We start from the raw sequence: 16299 nt of genomic DNA, 5'->3' as shown, positions 1-16299 counted from the left end.
CTATGGGTGAAAAATATGCGGTATTGCTAATTGATAAACGCTTTTAGACCTTTGTAAAAATAATAATTTAAAAAAAATAATGAACAGGCTCGCAACACAGATTGAACAGCTGAATAAAGAATTGTTTTCACAACTGCCCAAGGCAATGGCGGAGGCATTTGAACAGTCTATTGAAGAGGTAAAGACAAAAGGGATTGAAGAGAACAGTATTCAGATAGGTGAACAGATACCGGCGTTCTCTCTTCCGAATATATTTGGGCAGCAAATATCTTCCGATGAAATCCTTAAGAACGGCAAGATGATGATTGCTTTTTACCGGGGCAGTTGGTGTCCTTACTGTAATTTAGAACTTAAATATTTACAGGACAATCTATCCAGGTTAAGAAACAAGAATATCACCTTAGTGGCAGTTTCTCCGGAAGGACCGGAGTATTCATCAATGATGGCAGAGAAAAATAATCTTGAATTTGAAGTGCTGACAGATGCAGATAACGGATTTGCACAAAAATTGGGAATTGTTTTTCAGCTTCAGGATTTTGTACTTCTGCATTATCAAAATTTAGGTATTGATCTTTTGAAGTTTAATAAGAATACAGAAAATACATTGCCGGTTCCTGCTGTTTTTGTCATTGATGAAAATAGGAAGGTCAGATATAAATTTTTAGATGTAAATTACATGAATCAGGTAGATGTAGAAGATTTAATACAAGCATTATGACAGAGAAAAGAAAAGGAGCACGCTCTATTAAAGATATTCCTCAGGATATTTTAGAACAACTCAACCGGGGAGATATTGAAACGGCTAATCTTACGGAGTGGCTGGCAGTAGATCAAAGACTGTTGCTGGAAAATCTGCTTCAGCAGAATAACCGGACAGTATATTTGAACCCGGTTTTAAAAAGTCTGGCCCAACTGAAAAAGCAAACCGTTAATACGATCAACGAAGCAATTGGGCTTGAACTCCTTAATCAGGCTGTTAAAAACCATGATGAAGAATTTTTATCGGAACTTTCATCCCATCCGGCAGATCTGGTCCGCTGTTGGTCCGCTTATACCATTGGAAGAAACAATAGACTGGAGCTTAAGGATAAATTAAACAAAATACAGTCATTTGCTTCTGATTCCCATTTTGGAGTAAGGGAAATCTGCTGGATGGCAGTGCGTCCTGATATCTCAAAAAATCTTACAGAAAGCTTATCCATACTATCAGAATGGGCTCAGCATGAAAATGAGTATGTCAGACGCTTTGCCAGTGAATCCACCAGGCCGAGAGGAGTTTGGTGTGAACATATCGACGCTTTAAAACAAAATCCGGGATCAGGGCTGGACATTTTAGAACCATTACGTTCAGACGCATCGAGGTATGTACAGGATAGTGTCGGGAATTGGCTGAATGATGCGAGCAAATCACAGCCCGAATTTGTAGTGGAAATCTGTGATGAATGGATTCGGGAAAGCCCGACAAAAGAAACCCGGTATATCGTTAAAAAAGCGCTGCGAACGATTAAAAAGTAAGAGTTATCCACAACGAAATATTGGGTGATGAAATTCTTGATTACCTATACCTCAGATATTCATACTTTTAAATGAATTTTTTCAAACACTTTTTTCTGGGAATAGCCTGATTTATTCAAATTTTTAAAGAAAAATAACATTGAAACTGTTTCAATGTTAACTATTTGTTAACAGGAAAAAGTTATCCACAATATGAATTTTAAATTAATGTGAATTATATCTGACACATAATGAATAGATTAAAAAATATGATTTAACAAGGCGGTTGAAATGACCTCTTTTTTCGTTGAAATAAAAAGTTATCCACAATATGGAATTTCGGGCTACCATTTTTCAGTCAGATACTTCCAATATCTTTTCGGGACATGCTGAATATGGAGTTTCATATTTTTTCGTTCAACGATATTGGTTTTGGTAAAATATCTTTGCCAGAGTACCTGATAGTTTTTTTCCTCATCATGGAATTTCTGTTGATAATTACTGAAGTCCGGTTTTTCATCAGGATAGAAGAAGTCACAGCTTTCCAGATCATAAATAAGTCCATAGTTTCTCCGCAGATCGTAGATCATCCATTTCTGATCCTGATACCGGTCATGAAAATGTTTTCTGATCAGCGGAAGAACATTAAAGTCAGGATCTATTTTGGCAAAATAAACACCATCCTGCATTTTTTCAAAGCGGACAAAAGCCGTCATTCTGTGTCTTTCCCGGTCTACAGATTTGCCGATTTTTGAAATTTTTAAAATATCCGGATCTGCAAAATTTTCCAGGATATTATCTTCCGGATACTGGATGGATTGCCTGACTGCATCTAAGATCAATTTTTCACTTTCGGGATTTTCCGATAAAAAAACTTTCAGCAATTGATGAATCCCTTTTTTACCAATGTTTTGTTCTAATTTGTTTAAAACCCTTTCGGATTTTTCTGTTTGGGTAATGACTTCATGGATTTCTGCAAAAATATTTTCCTGGTAAAATCTTTCCCTGCTTGCCATCTCCACGTCTTTGTAACGGTATTCGAAAACTTCAAATACCGCAGTGAAAAGGCCGTCAAAACTTCCGTCGTAAACCAGGGTTGTCATCATTTAATTTTGAAAATGTAATAATTGAGTTATTTTTGTCGCTGACTATGTCGAATCTTCGATTTCTGACAAAGAATCTCTCACTTCTATTTTTTATAACAAATTAATTTCAGTTCATCTTCATCAGACTCAAGATAAAACTCACCGGCAGACTGTATAATTTCTGAAATTTTTTGCAGATTCTGAGTCGTATTATGGGCTATAATTTTTGGAAAAGAAAGATATTCTATTTCATTAAATGCTAAAGGCTGCCCCAAAGAATTGTTGAGTTCAAATCCTGAATGCCAATATTCAAATCCAAAAGATGGATCATCTGCCAAGTATAATTCACCCCTATTTTCATTTTGAATTTTTTTGAAGAAAATTTTTTGAATAATATGATTGTTTTCAACAAGTTTATCAATCAGTTTTACCCATTTGGAATTAGACATAAACAGTTGAGAAAATTTTGAAGCTTCCTTTTCTAAGTCTCTTTTCCATTGGTTATCGTAGAATATATTTTTTTTGTTTTTCATATTAAAATAAACTCAACTGCTGAGAAAACTGGTTGTGAAATTTGGATGAACTTCCGCCCACCAGTAATTTTCTAAAGTTTTTATCTGTCAAATATCTCAGATAAGCGTTTCCTGCATTAAAATCAATAAAATATTTGGCTCGGTTAACGGCTGCTCCTAATTTTTTCAGGTGGTCCATATTTAAAACCTGAAAACGTCTTGCACTGACAATTTTCTGTGCTGATTTCACTCCGATTCCAGGAATTCTTAAAATCATCTGGTAATCGGCAGTCTGGATATTCACCGGAAACTGATCCAAATGCCGCAATGCCCAGCTCATTTTTGGGTCTACTTCCAGATCAAGAAACGGAAGGCCGGGATCCAAGATTTCTTCTGCTTTAAAACCATAAAATCTCATCAGCCAGTCGGATTGATACAGCCTGTTTTCACGCAACATCGGAACTTCTGTTGCCAGTGAAGGCAATCTCTTGTCTTCCAATACAGGAACATAGCCGGAGTAATAGACTCTTTTAAGATTAAAATTTTTATAAAAATGGTCCGCAACCTTAATGATCTGCAGGTCATTTTCATTGGTAGCTCCTACAATCATTTGGGTAGATTGTCCTGCCGGAGCAAACTTGGGAACTTTCTTTAAAATTTTCTTTTCATCTTCATACTGTCTGATTCCTTGCTGAATATACCGCATCGGACTGATCATATCCTGCCTGTTTTTCTCGGGAGCCAATAATTTTAACCCGCTTTCCGTAGGAATTTCAAGGTTTACAGATAGCCGGTCAGCATATAGCGCAGCTTCCTGCATCAGCTCATCACTGGCGCCCGGAATAGATTTCAGGTGAATATAACCGTTAAAGTTTTCTTCCAGACGTAATTTTTTTGCCACTCTTACCAGCCGCTCCATGGTGGTGTCCGCATTTTTGAAAATTCCGGAACTTAAAAATAATCCCTCGATATAATTTCTGCGGTAAAAATTAATGGTAAGGTCCACAACTTCTTCAACGGTGAATGCAGCCCTTTTAATATCATTGGAACTTCTGGAAACACAATAAGCACAATCATAAATACAATGATTGGTCAATAAGATTTTGAGCAGGGAAACACATCGTCCGTCTTCAGTATAGGTATGACAAATCCCGCTTGCGGAACTGTCTCCTAAAGCGCTTTTTTTATTTTTTCGCGTGCCTCCGCTGGAGGAGCAGGAAACATCATATTTCGCTGCATCGGCAAGGATTTCAAGCTTTTCTTTAAGCCGGTCAAAATTCATATTTTTAAATGGGTGATATGATTTGTATCGGGTTATTATTTAAATACTGGTCAAATTTAGTTCCAAAATTGATAAAAGTCAATATTTTTTCATAGAAGTTATCAACAAAAAAGAGTCTCAAAATCATTATATTTACGGCTCATTAAAGTTTATATCATGAATCATAAACCAATCGAAGGTTTTTCCAAGCTTCCAAAGCAGGGGAAAATCGAATGGCTCGTAAACGAATATCTTGAAGGAAACCAGGAATATCAAAATATATTAAAACAATATTGGAATGATGATGCAGATCTTCAGAAGCTTCACGAAGAATTTTCTGAAAATACCATTTCCAATTTCTATATGCCTTACGGAATTGCTCCGAACTTTCTGATCGACGGAAAACTATTGGCACTTCCAATGGCCGTTGAAGAAAGTTCAGTAGTAGCTGCAGCTTCCAAAGCCGCAAAATTCTGGATCGACAAAGGAGGCTTTAAAACAACCATTATCAATACTGAAAAACTGGGGCATACCCACTTTATTTTTAATGTAGAACCTCACAAACTATTACATTTCTTTAATTTCAGCTTAAAGAAAAAATTATTCGAAGCCACAGAAGATATTACAGCCAACATGAGAAAACGTGGTGGAGGTATTTTAAATATCAGCCTGGTTGATAAAACAGCAGAAATGCCTAATTACTACCAGTTGAAAGCAAGCTTTGATACGGTAGATTCAATGGGGGCGAACTTTATCAACTCATGTCTTGAGCAGTTTGGAAAAACATTAAGACAGGAAGTGGCTACCAGCGAAGATTTCACACAGGAAGAAAAAAGTTCATTGCAGATCGTGATGAATATCCTGTCCAATTTTACACCGGACTGTATCGTAAGAGCTGAGGTTTCCTGTAAAATGGAAGATTTAAAAGATGACAGCGGAATTTCTCCGGAAGAATTTGCCTCCAAATTTAAGCAGGCTGTTACCATTGCAGAAATTGAACCCTACCGTGCCACCACACATAATAAAGGAGTGATGAATGGAGTAGATGCTGTAGTGATCGCAACAGGAAATGACTTCAGAGCTACAGAAGCCTGTGCCCATGCCTATGCAGCAAGAGACGGACAATACAGGTCTCTGACCCACTGTACTACAGACAACGGTGTTTTCAGATTCTGGATTGATCTTCCGATTTCTGTAGGAGTCGTAGGAGGATTGACGAATCTTCACCCTTTGGTAAAATTCTCTCTGGCATTGTTAGGAAAACCTTCTGCACAGGAACTGATGAGTATTCTGGCGGTTTCAGGATTGGCGCAGAACTTCGGGGCGCTGCGCTCTTTAGTTACAACAGGAATTCAGAAAGGACACATGAAAATGCACTTATTGAATATCTTAAACCAATTGGGAGCGACAGAAGCAGAAAAACAACATTTTGTTACATATTTTAAAGACAAAACAGTAAGCCATCATGAGGTGATCAATGAGTTTAACAGAATGAGAGAAAACTAATGTTACAGATCATTTTGCCCATTGTATTTCTCCTCTTTGGATTGTTTTTAAAAAAGACGACTCAGGAAGGTTTTAGAAGTTCCAAGAGATTTGCCAATATGTTTATCATCCTTGGAATTTCTACATTGGTTGCCAAGTTTATTTTAATCTATTTAAAATCGAAATCGTGAAAAAGAAGTTATTGTTTTTCCTGATGATTTCCGGTTTAAGTTTTTCGCAGCAGAAAAATATAAAAATAAGCGATCTGCCGCCTAAAACTGAAGATACTGTTTTTCCTGTTGTTTCTTATGCAGAACATCCATTGGTTGAAAATAAGATCAATACATTTCTGCAGGTTGATCAACTGGAATATGTTCCGGGATCAGGCGGAAATCCTTTTAAACTGGCTTCTACAGCAACGAATACCTATTCAAACTATCTTTATTTTTATCGTTGGGAGAAACTGGAAACTCCTAAAAATATTTTGAGCATTGCAATGGATGGAGAAGCTTCCGGAGCTTATCCTGAAAGTTTTTTAATCTGGAAGAATTTTGACCTGAGAACAGGAAACTTTATCAATGCACAGGATCTTTTTCAGCCGGCTGCCGTTAAAACAGTGGAAGGCTTAATTCAGAAAAGAGTAAAGAAAGAAATTGATGATTTTCTTACCCAGCTAAAAGCGGATAAAAACCCTTCGGAAGAGGTCTTGGATCAGATTGCCATCTATGAAGGATGCTTTACGGAATATCCTTTAGAAGATATCGGATATTATTTCGGGAAGGATAAACTGAGATTTATTGCAGGAAGATGTGCCAATCATGCGATGAGAGCGCTGGATGAGCTGGATAGCCATGTGATTGAGTTCCCTTACAAAGAGCTGGAGAAATATTGGAGTCCGTATGCAAGAAATTTATTGAACGGGTCTGAAAAACTAGAAAAAACAAGTTTCAGGAATAAGCTGTACAAAGGAAAAATTGATGGAAAATATCCGATAACGGTTATGATCAAACGGCTTTATGATGATGAGAGACGTAACGGAGATCATTCCTTTACGGCATTCTACTGGTATGATAAAAGCAAAAAGCTGATCCAGTGGGATGGAAAAATTAAAAATAATCAAATCTCCATTACGGAAAATGATTATTATGATGAAAAGCTGCAAAAGTGGATTCCAAGAGCTTTTGTAGAAGCAGAGATGGACAGAAACAAAATCTCCGGAACCTGGCAGGATGATAAAACAAAAAAATATTTAACCCTAGAATTAGAAGCGTTATAAAATGAAAACAATTACTTTAGTTTTTGGAGCGGTTTACGGAATGATATCTGTAATCCTGGGTGCATTCGGAGCTCATGCTTTAAAGAAAATATTAGCTGTGGAAAGACTGGAAAGTTTTGAAACAGGCGTAAGATACCAGATGTATGCAGCGTTTTTCCTGCTGATCATCGGGTATATCTTAAAATTTGAAACGTCTGCAGAAAAATGGACCTCCATTTTAATGATTGCAGGAACATTGTTGTTCTCAGTGAGCATCTATTTCCTGAGTATGCAGGATTATTTAGGCATGAATCTTAAATTCTTAGGCCCTGTCACTCCGCTTGGAGGTCTGATGATGATCTTAAGCTGGGGAATGCTGATTTTTTATTTTGCCAAAAATAGAATGTAAGAATGAAAATCAACAGAAGAAGACGGTTAATACGCACATTCAATCTCTTAGATCAACCTATCAGGTTTAATCCGTTTGTATTCAGCCGTACTTTTTTCATGTGGGCGGTTACAGGTCTTGTAGGCGGCATCATTGCCGGAGGATACTGGATCGTACTGGAATATTTCACGGAATTCTTAGCTGGATTTCAAGGCTGGCAGGTAATTCCAACGATGGCAGTCTGCGGCCTTTTGGCAGGACTGGTCATTCACTTTATCGGTGATCCGGGAGAAATTCATCTGATTGTTAATAACATCAGATTCAATAAAGGAAAACTGGACCCGAAGAATAACCCTTCCATGATCCTTTCATCCCTGTTTTGTGTAGCTTCGGGGGGAAGTTTAGGTCCGGAAGCACCTTTGGTACAGGTAACGGGATCTACGGGAACCTGGCTGGGAAAAATTTTCAGACTGAAAGGAGAAGAGCTGAGGTCTTTGAGTATTGCCGGGATGGCTTCCGGTTTTACAGCATTATTTGGCGCTCCATTGGGCGGAAGCCTTTTCTCGCTGGAAATTCTGCATCATAAACATGCAGTGGAATATTATAAGGCGATCATCCCTGCATTGGTAGCAAGCTGTTTCAGTTATCTGATGTTTGCTTTGATTATCCATTTGGGAATCGGGGCAACCTGGGATCTGAAAGCCTATCATTATACAGGAGTATATGACTTTGCCTATGCTACTGCTTTTGGAATTGCAGGAACTTTATTTGGCTGGATCTTCATTTTTGTAGTCAAATTTTTCAAAAAAGTTTTTGAATACAGACAATTTCCGATTTATATTAAAACATTGGCAGGAGGAATTATTTTGGGAATCATTGCTTATAATTTCCCCATTACAAGATACTTTGGACATAACGAGATCAATCAGCTGATTGGTGGCAATTTCGGACTGAACTTTCTGATCTTAATTCTTGTTTTTAAGATATTGGCTATTGCGATTACCGTAACTTCCGGATGGAGAGGAGGTTTTATTATTCCCTTGTTTTTTGTAGGAACAACATTAGGATTAATTATCCATAATTTATTTCCCGGTGTAGATACCACATTAGCAATTGTAAGCTGTATGGCGGCAATCAATGCCTGTGTGACGAGAACCCCGATGAGTACTACGATTATCTTAGGAACACTTACCGGATTTACGTATTTTGTACCGATATTATTTGCCAGCCTTACCGGATATTTCCTGGCGCCGAAAATTCCGTTTATCGGATCTCAGTCTGAGAAATTAGCGGAAGAATAGGGGAAAATAGGAAGATATGTTAAAAATCAAGTCAGCCAGACTTTAAATTTTAAGTCAATAAACTTGAACTTCCGTGTCTTTTTAGTAAATTTGTCAACCTTTAAATATTAAAATAAAATAATAAAAATAATATGAATCTTCACGAGTATCAATCAAAAGAGATTTTATCAAAGTATGGAGTAGCTATCCAACGTGGTTTCGTTGCAAACAACGTAGATGAAGCTGTAGCAGCTGCTGAAAAATTGACTGCTGAAACCGGAGCACAGGCTTGGGTTGTAAAAGCACAGATTCACGCAGGTGGTCGTGGTAAAGGTGGGGGTGTTAAGTTTTCTCCAAACATGGATAAGCTTAAAGAGAACGCTCAGAATATCATCGGAATGCAGTTGGTAACACCACAAACTTCTGCTGAAGGTAAAAAAGTACACTCTGTTTTGATTGCAGAAGATGTTTATTATCCTGGAGAATCTGAAACTAAAGAATTCTATGTTTCTATTCTTTTAGATAGAGCTGAAGGGAAAAATACAATTGTATATTCTACTGAAGGAGGGATGGATATTGAGCACGTTGCAGAAGTAACTCCTCATTTGATCCACAACGAATTGATTGATCCAGCTATTGGTCTTCAAGGGTTCCAGGCTAGAAAAATTGCTTTCAACCTAGGTCTTGAAGGAAATGCGTTCAAAGAATTTGTGAAATTTATTACATCTCTTTACAATGCGTATACAGGAATTGATGCTTCTCTATTCGAAATCAACCCGGTATTAAAAACTTCTGATAACAAGATTATCGCTGTTGATGCTAAAGTAACTTTAGATGACAACTCATTGTTCCGTCACAAAGACTTAGCTGAGCTTAGAGATACAAGAGAAGAAGATCCAATGGATGTCGAAGCTGGTGAAGCGGGTCTTAACTTCGTAAAACTGGATGGTAACGTTGCTTGTATGGTAAACGGAGCCGGTCTTGCAATGGCCACTATGGATATCATCAAATTATCAGGTGGTAATCCTGCCAACTTCCTTGACGTAGGAGGTACTGCAGATGCTCAGAGAGTACAGACTGCTTTCGGAATCATCTTAAGAGATCCAAACGTAAAAGCGATCCTGATCAACATCTTCGGAGGTATCGTAAGATGTGACAGAGTGGCTCAGGGTGTTGTAGATGCTTACAAAGCGATGGGTAGCCTTCCGGTTCCATTGATCGTTAGATTGCAGGGAACTAATGCTGTAGAAGCTAAAAAATTAATTGACGAGTCTGGTCTTCCGGTACACTCTGCAATTACTTTAGAAGAAGCTGCAAACAAAGTAAAAGAAGTTTTAGCATAATCTAAAATTCTCAGATAAATAGAAAACCGTTCCATTTTTGGAGCGGTTTTTTTTGTTATTATTTTGAAGGTTGGGCTGGTGAAATAATGTGATTTTATTTATTGAATTCCTCCAGATGGTAAAGATCCAGAACATTGGGTGCAACTTTTAAATCCGGCCTGAAAATCAATATTCCTTTTACAAAATTTTTAAGTAACCCATTACCATTTGTAATAACTTGATCAATATCTAAATTGACAGATTTGCGTGTAATTTTATTTAATACCGGCTCAAAGAAATAGATACATAAACTAGGAGCGGATTCATCAAACTCACTCAAAAGCACGTCATATTTGCCCGTTTCCGGGTTTGGATGGAGGTCAGCATAGGAGATGGAATGTAAAATGTCCCGGTTGCAGTAATGGTGAAGTCCTTTTTCATCAACAATAATATGAGTGGTCATACTTTTTTTGTTTTTCTGAAAGAACATCCAGACACAAAAACATAGGATTGCCATAAAAAGGGCAATTAAAACAATCTTTATTTCTACAGAGATTTCTTTTGCATTCAATACCAGTATAGCCATTATTATAGTGGATAGAGGGGTCATCATTAAAAATGATCTGCCAATCATCTTTATCAATAAAGTAAACCCTTTTGATGTTTTTGATTCAATGGGGGAAAATAAATTGGATTGTGATGACATTATTGTGTTGATTAAGATCTTTACATAAAAGTAAGAAATTATGGGATAACCATTTGAATCTAAAACGGATAGAGTACATAACCTAATTAAACCAATGAATCAATATAAAACCATTTATTTATCATGATTTTCAGTAGGAAGGGATTCTCCACTCGTAATACTGATACTCGTAGGCGTTACTAACTGAACTTTATCCACATCAAAGCGTTCTTTAATACCTAAATAAGCTTTACTTCTTACCTGGGCCAGGTTGGCACCTACTTTTATCCAGAACTTCACCTGAAGATTAAATGCACCTTGTTTCAGATCTGTGAAGATCACTTCTGCAGTGTCTAACTTATCTACATTATCAAGGTTTTTAATTACATCAAGAATTCCTTTCTGTGCTTTACTGATATCTTCGTCAGCCGGAATTTCAAAGTTTAAAATAATCCTGCGCTGCGGAGAGGCCGTAATATTATAAAACGGTGCATTAAAAACTACCTGATTGGGAATATAGGCCTTTTTTCCATCATCTGTAAGGATTTTTGTTGTGAGAAAACCAATTTCCTGTACCGTTCCGGAATGGGTACCAATAGTAATATAATCTCCTACTTTAAAGGCTTTATCAATTCCTATGAGCATACCAGAAAAAATACTGGAAACAAGATCTTTTAAAGCCACCCCGGCAATAACCCCGGCCACTCCAAGGCTTCCGATAAACTTCCAGAGAAAACCGCTAAAGCCCATAATTTCCAATGAAATAAAAGTTCCCATCAGCATGATCAGGAATCTGAATACACCGATTAAAGTGACCAGTGAACTTTCTTTCTGGCTTTTAGGAAAGAATTTATGGAATAATTTTACAGCAATCTGACTTAGGTATTTACTGGTAATAAGAAAAAAAGTAAATACTAAAATTCCGACAATCAGTTTTGGGGTGAGTTCTGCAAAGGTGATATACCAATTCTCCAATACCTTGTACACCAAATCAATGTAGGTGAGTCCGGTTTTCTCCATGAATAAAAATTTTAATTAAAGATATAAATTTTCATCAAAAAATTTGCCAGTTTCAAAAAGTCTACTAAATTTGTAGACTATAAAAGCAAGATATTATGTCAATCAAACTAGGAGATACAGCACCCAACTTTCAGGCAGAATCATCTGTAGGTGATATCAATTTTTATAATTATTTAGGAGATTCCTGGGGAATTTTATTTTCCCATCCGGCAGATTATACACCGGTTTGCACTACGGAATTGGGATACACTGCAAAATTGCAGTCTGAGTTTGAAGCCAGAGGAACAAAAGTTATTGCTTTGAGTGTGGATGGAGTAGAAGACCATCAGAACTGGGTGAAAGATATTAATGAGACCCAAAATACAGAAGTACGGTTTCCGATTATTGCGGATAAGGACAGAAAAGTTTCGGAGCTGTATGATTTTATTCATCCGAATGCTTCGGCTACGGCTACAGTCCGTTCTTTGCTGATTATTGATCCTTCAAAAAAAGTGAGGCTGATGATCACCTATCCCGCTTCTACAGGAAGAAACTTTAACGAAATCCTTAGAGTACTGGATTCTTTACAGCTGGTAGATGCTCATCAGGTAGCTACTCCTGTCAACTGGAAGAACGGAGAAGACGTTATCATTCCTCCTTCCATCTCTACGGAAGAAGCCGAAAAAATATTTCCAAAAGGGGTAACTGAGATAAAACCGTATTTACGATACACCCCGCAGCCCAATACATGATTTATTTGATTTTTTATAGTTTAGTTTTAATTTGTACGAAAAGCGCCCCGAAATAAAATTCCGGGGCGCTTTCAATTTTATAAGTATATCAGTGATTACTTAACGTCGTTGATGATTTGTTTTGCTTTAGAAGTCGGAAGATAAATCTGGAATCCTAAACCAAAAGTAATTTTGTTGGTATATCCACCGCTTCCGAATCCTGCATTGGCATCGTATTTAACTAAACCTTCTAATCCAATGTTTGGAGTAATGAAGTATGAGTAACCAGGACCAAATCCGAAGTTAAGTCCGTTGGAAGAAGAACCTCCTTTAGAGATTGATGTTCCTCCGATCCCTAAGTTACCTTCTAAGAACCATCTTCCGTGGTGTAGTAAATTGTTTACTCCCTGCTCTCCCGGATTGAGGTAATAACGTCCTAATGCTCCAACATTGTACGTGAAAGTAGTGGGTGCGTCTTTCGCTCCTTTGAAGCCTAAATCTACATATCCACCGATTGCTACATTGTCCTCAATAAAGTAAGCTCCTTTAGGCTGAATATTAAAATCATAACCTCCTCCTTTATTTAAACCGAAGTTGGCACCTGCAAGGTTACCACCTACCATCCAATTACCTTTTTGAATCTGAGCGTTTGCAGTTGCTGTTAAGCCTGCTACGGCTAATATCCCTGTTAAAATAAGTTTTTTCATAATTTATTATTTTAATAATTAAATGTTTATTATTCACGAATTATAGAAAAAACAATAAATGTGCCAGAATCTTAATTTTAGACAATTTTTCAAAATTAATGTTAACAATATCAATAAAGTATAATTTATTTTTTTAACATAATTATTGATAATTTCGTAAATGAGCGATATATACTCAATACTCTCAAAAAAGAAAATTGCCGAAAATAAAAATAATGATGATTCTTTTTATATTTAAATAAACAGGAGAATCACTGAGATAATCAATCCTGCTATTGTAAATTTGATTCCTCGTTTGAAAGCTTTGGTTTTAGGGTTGAACATCCAGAAGCTTGAAATAACAAAGAAGAAAAGTGAGATTCCGAAAAATACGCTTAAAGGGGACAGGGTATCTTTCGATTGCGATTTATGCAGTTTAACCATTTTATCCAATACAAAAGGAAGTTCTTTTTTGGTGTACTTAGCTCTTCCGGTTGCCGTGTCATAAGTCCCTTGCTTGAAATAAAGAACGGTCCCTTCGGTTTTCTCTACCTCAAGTCCTTTCATTTTTAATTCTTTTCCCAGCTGTTTTTCTGTAAGATGAGTGGTGATGGTTTTGTCATACATCTTTTCTTTCTTTAAAAAGTCTGTATCCCTGTATACAAGCAGAATTCCGCTTACTGCATACACCGCCATGATTCCTGCAAGAAAATATCCCAGATAACGGTGCGTTATTCTCATGAAACTTCTTGTGTCTTTGATCTTATCCATATTTTTTTGTTTTAAAGTTCAAAAGTGGAGACTGCAAGCATGCAGCCTCCACTTTGAATTGAAAAATTAATTTATATTTAATTCTAAAGTCTGTAAGTCAGTGTGAAATAGTAGTTTCTCGGCGTAATCGGATTCACCGAATAATTTTCGTGTACATTGTAGTTCACAACGTCGAACAGGTTGCCCACTTTCCCCTGGATAGAGAATTTATTCCAGCCATAGCCTACACTTACATCAAAAGTCGTGAACCCTTTAATATCGATCATTCTTGTTTCTGCGGCCTGTCCTTTTACATCATTCCATCCTGCTTTTCTGTCTCCTGTATAGAATGCTGTAGCGCCTACTTTCAATCCTTTCGCAAAATCTGTAAAAGTATAGAATACAGATGCATTTGCTGTGAATGCCGGAGTTCTTACCAATTTTTGATTTTCAACAAATCCGTTATCAGGAGTTTTTGTATAAACTGTGTTATTATAAGAAATACCTCCTATTAAGGAAAGATATTTTGTTGGATTTCCTGTGATGTCTAATTCAGCACCTCTGCTTCTGATATTACCGGCATAAACTTTATATAATGCAACTTTATTGTCTGCAAGGTAGGGAGCGGTATATGCATCTCTATTATTTATTTGATACGCAGTTACGTTGACAGCAATAGCATTATTCCACAGGTTTTTCTTTACCCCTATCTCATATTGGTCAATTGTGGATGCTTTTAGAGATTGATTATATTGGTCAAATCCGGAATTAGGCGAAAAAGAATTGGTATAAGTTGCAAAAACAGATAAATTGTCATTAGGATTGTAAATTAATCCTACTTTTGGAGATACAGCATGGGCCTGTGATCCGCTTCCTGCCGTTGGAGTTTCTGTTCCTTTTAAGAAATCCTTAATCTCCGTATCTTCATTTTTTAAATAAGACCATCTTACCCCGGCAAGTACTTTGAATTCTTTGGTAACACTAATTAAATCCTGGGCATAAAGACCAAATCTTTTTGTTGCTATTCTGTTTCTTGATGCTCTGTAAGTATCCGGTACTGCACCGTCATTTGACCATGACGATGGATCATTTAAATATAAAGTTCCATAATTAACATTTGTAGGATTAGTAAAATTATAACCATAAGTATCTGCTAAACCATAATCTCCATCTGTTCCCAATAATACCTTGTGAACAATACTTCCTGTTTTAAACTCTCCGTTTAAGTTAATTTGTAATGAAGTATAATTCTGTTCAGTATAATTTCTTCCCAAAGTTCTGTTCCAAGCTGGATTGAAATTCCCTTTTCCTGATTCATATTGCCATTGGATTCTTTCCGTTGAAAAATAGTCTTTTGTATAATTCTGGTAGGAAGCAACAGCATTTAAACTCCATTTACTGTTAAATTGATGATTTAAAACAATATCAGTAGTAGCTTGCTGATTGGTTTGATATTGCCAGTTAGCTCCTAAGAAACTTGTACGGTCAATTTCGGTAGCCAGTCTGGACTTACCTGTTGTTTTATCGGTCACACTTCCAATTCCAAAATCAGGAGTGAAATTATGATATAAATAATCCCCTTCTACAATAAGCTGAGTATCTTCACTTAAATTGAAAACAAATGAGGGATTGAAATAATGCTTTTTAGACGCTACCATATCCCTGAAACTTTCAGCATATTCATAAGTGCCATTCACTCTGAATGCGATGTTTTTGCTTAAAGGCCCGTAGATGTCAAACATAGGTTTATAGGAATTCCAACTGCCTCCACTCAATCCTACTGAACCACCGGATTCAAATCTTGGCTTTTTCGTAATAAGGTTTACAATTCCCCCAGGACCTACATTACCATATAACATGGCATTTGCTCCTTTTAAAACTTCAATTCTTTCCAGTCCGCTTACTTCAGGAAAAACACCACTGTTTACCCTTGCTCCGTTTTTAAAAATATTATCATTTCCAAATGTAAAACCTCTTCCTCCAAAACTGTCCTGAGAACCTCCTCTTGTAGAAGTTAAGTAAATCCCATTCACATTTTTTATGACATCACTCAGCTGTTTAGCCTGCTGCTGTTCAATGATCTCATGCGTAACAATAGCAATAGGCTGTGGATTTTCCATGACCGTCAGGTTAGACTTTGTGGATAGCGGTCTTGCCTGATTTGGATTTCCTGTTTTATGAAGATTGATGTCTTCAATAGTCTGGGTTCTGATGGTATCCGCTTCAGTATTTTTCAGCTGTGCCCCCAATGATACAGTTGCAAATAGAAGTCCTAAAGAAAGTAATTGTCGATTCATTTTATTTTTATGTAGAACAGTTTTAAATAAGCGACAAATGTAAGTATTTGTTTAGAATAGTTAAAAATA

At 36.8% G+C, this 16299-nt stretch carries 16 protein-coding genes; 8 read left to right on the top strand and 8 right to left on the bottom strand.

Features of this window, described 5'->3' with window-relative positions; genetic code table 11:
• Window positions 1–79 precede the first annotated feature (79 nt).
• Together MUW56_RS06415 and MUW56_RS06410 are read left to right on the top strand one after the other, a co-directional pair.
• Window positions 80–718 carry a peroxiredoxin-like family protein gene (locus MUW56_RS06415; protein ID WP_292012416.1) on the top strand — a complete coding sequence of 213 codons (639 nt, stop codon included), beginning with the start codon at window positions 80–82 and terminating at the stop codon, window positions 716–718.
• On the top strand, window positions 715–1515 hold the full coding sequence (locus MUW56_RS06410; protein ID WP_292012415.1) for a DNA alkylation repair protein: 801 nt from the start codon (window positions 715–717) through the stop codon (window positions 1513–1515). Before MUW56_RS06415 ends, MUW56_RS06410 begins: the two co-directional genes overlap by 4 nt.
• A 323-nt stretch (window positions 1516–1838) precedes the next feature.
• On the opposite strand, the gene MUW56_RS06405 is transcribed toward MUW56_RS06410, so the two are convergent.
• The 3 genes from MUW56_RS06405 to MUW56_RS06395 all read right to left on the bottom strand — a co-directional run bounded on the left by MUW56_RS06405 (window position 1839) and on the right by MUW56_RS06395 (window position 4373).
• Entirely contained in the window at window positions 1839–2600 is a 762-nt protein-coding gene (locus MUW56_RS06405) for a TIGR03915 family putative DNA repair protein (protein WP_367118500.1), read from the bottom strand.
• Between the two features lie 83 nt (window positions 2601–2683).
• Window positions 2684–3112, bottom strand: a complete 429-nt coding sequence (locus MUW56_RS06400; protein ID WP_292012414.1) for a hypothetical protein — start codon at window positions 3110–3112, stop codon at window positions 2684–2686.
• Window position 3113: 1 nt separating this feature from the next.
• The gene (locus MUW56_RS06395; RefSeq protein WP_292012413.1) at window positions 3114–4373 is read right to left on the bottom strand and encodes a putative DNA modification/repair radical SAM protein; all 1260 of its coding nucleotides are present in this window, start codon (window positions 4371–4373) and stop codon (window positions 3114–3116) included.
• A gap of 156 nt (window positions 4374–4529) precedes the next feature.
• Here MUW56_RS06395 and MUW56_RS06390 point away from each other — a divergent pair, with 156 nt between their 5' ends.
• From MUW56_RS06390 to sucC, 5 genes are all read left to right on the top strand, one after another.
• Window positions 4530–5858 (top strand): hydroxymethylglutaryl-CoA reductase, degradative, encoded by a 1329-nt coding sequence (locus MUW56_RS06390; protein WP_292012412.1) that lies wholly within the window; start codon window positions 4530–4532, stop codon window positions 5856–5858.
• 166 nt (window positions 5859–6024) lie between these two features.
• On the top strand, window positions 6025–7113 hold the full coding sequence (locus MUW56_RS06385; RefSeq protein ID WP_292012411.1) for a hypothetical protein: 1089 nt from the start codon (window positions 6025–6027) through the stop codon (window positions 7111–7113).
• A 1-nt stretch (window position 7114) separates the two neighbouring features.
• Entirely contained in the window at window positions 7115–7501 is a 387-nt protein-coding gene (locus MUW56_RS06380) for a DUF423 domain-containing protein (RefSeq protein WP_292012410.1), read from the top strand.
• Between the two features lie 2 nt (window positions 7502–7503).
• Window positions 7504–8781 (top strand): chloride channel protein, encoded by a 1278-nt coding sequence (locus MUW56_RS06375; protein WP_292012409.1) that lies wholly within the window; start codon window positions 7504–7506, stop codon window positions 8779–8781.
• Window positions 8782–8912: 131 nt separating this feature from the next.
• Complete coding sequence (gene sucC, locus MUW56_RS06370) at window positions 8913–10103, top strand: ADP-forming succinate--CoA ligase subunit beta (RefSeq protein WP_292012408.1); 1191 nt, start codon at window positions 8913–8915, stop codon at window positions 10101–10103.
• Window positions 10104–10197: 94 nt separating this feature from the next.
• On the opposite strand, the gene MUW56_RS06365 is transcribed toward sucC, so the two are convergent.
• A complete protein-coding gene (locus tag MUW56_RS06365; protein WP_292012407.1) occupies window positions 10198–10668 on the bottom strand; it encodes a hypothetical protein in 471 nt (156 codons plus the stop codon).
• A 234-nt stretch (window positions 10669–10902) separates the two neighbouring features.
• Window positions 10903–11787 carry a mechanosensitive ion channel family protein gene (locus tag MUW56_RS06360; RefSeq protein ID WP_292012406.1) on the bottom strand — a complete coding sequence of 295 codons (885 nt, stop codon included), beginning with the start codon at window positions 11785–11787 and terminating at the stop codon, window positions 10903–10905.
• Between the two features lie 95 nt (window positions 11788–11882).
• On the opposite strand from MUW56_RS06360, the gene MUW56_RS06355 reads away from it, so the two are divergent.
• Window positions 11883–12518 carry a peroxiredoxin gene (locus MUW56_RS06355; RefSeq protein ID WP_292012405.1) on the top strand — a complete coding sequence of 212 codons (636 nt, stop codon included), beginning with the start codon at window positions 11883–11885 and terminating at the stop codon, window positions 12516–12518.
• A gap of 95 nt (window positions 12519–12613) precedes the next feature.
• On the opposite strand, the gene MUW56_RS06350 is transcribed toward MUW56_RS06355, so the two are convergent.
• The 3 genes from MUW56_RS06350 to MUW56_RS06340 all read right to left on the bottom strand — a co-directional run bounded on the left by MUW56_RS06350 (window position 12614) and on the right by MUW56_RS06340 (window position 16230).
• On the bottom strand, window positions 12614–13204 hold the full coding sequence (locus MUW56_RS06350; RefSeq protein ID WP_292012404.1) for a hypothetical protein: 591 nt from the start codon (window positions 13202–13204) through the stop codon (window positions 12614–12616).
• Between the two features lie 234 nt (window positions 13205–13438).
• Window positions 13439–13954, bottom strand: coding sequence for a hypothetical protein (locus MUW56_RS06345; RefSeq protein WP_292012403.1), 516 nt, complete (start codon window positions 13952–13954; stop codon window positions 13439–13441).
• An 83-nt stretch (window positions 13955–14037) separates the two neighbouring features.
• On the bottom strand, window positions 14038–16230 hold the full coding sequence (locus MUW56_RS06340; RefSeq protein ID WP_292012402.1) for a TonB-dependent receptor: 2193 nt from the start codon (window positions 16228–16230) through the stop codon (window positions 14038–14040).
• Window positions 16231–16299 lie beyond the last annotated feature (69 nt).

This window comes from Chryseobacterium sp. (assembly GCF_022869225.1).
Taxonomy (GTDB): Bacteria; Bacteroidota; Bacteroidia; order Flavobacteriales; family Weeksellaceae; genus Chryseobacterium.
Note: the sequence above shows the minus strand (reverse complement) of the source record. Positions and strands in the feature narration are given on the sequence as shown.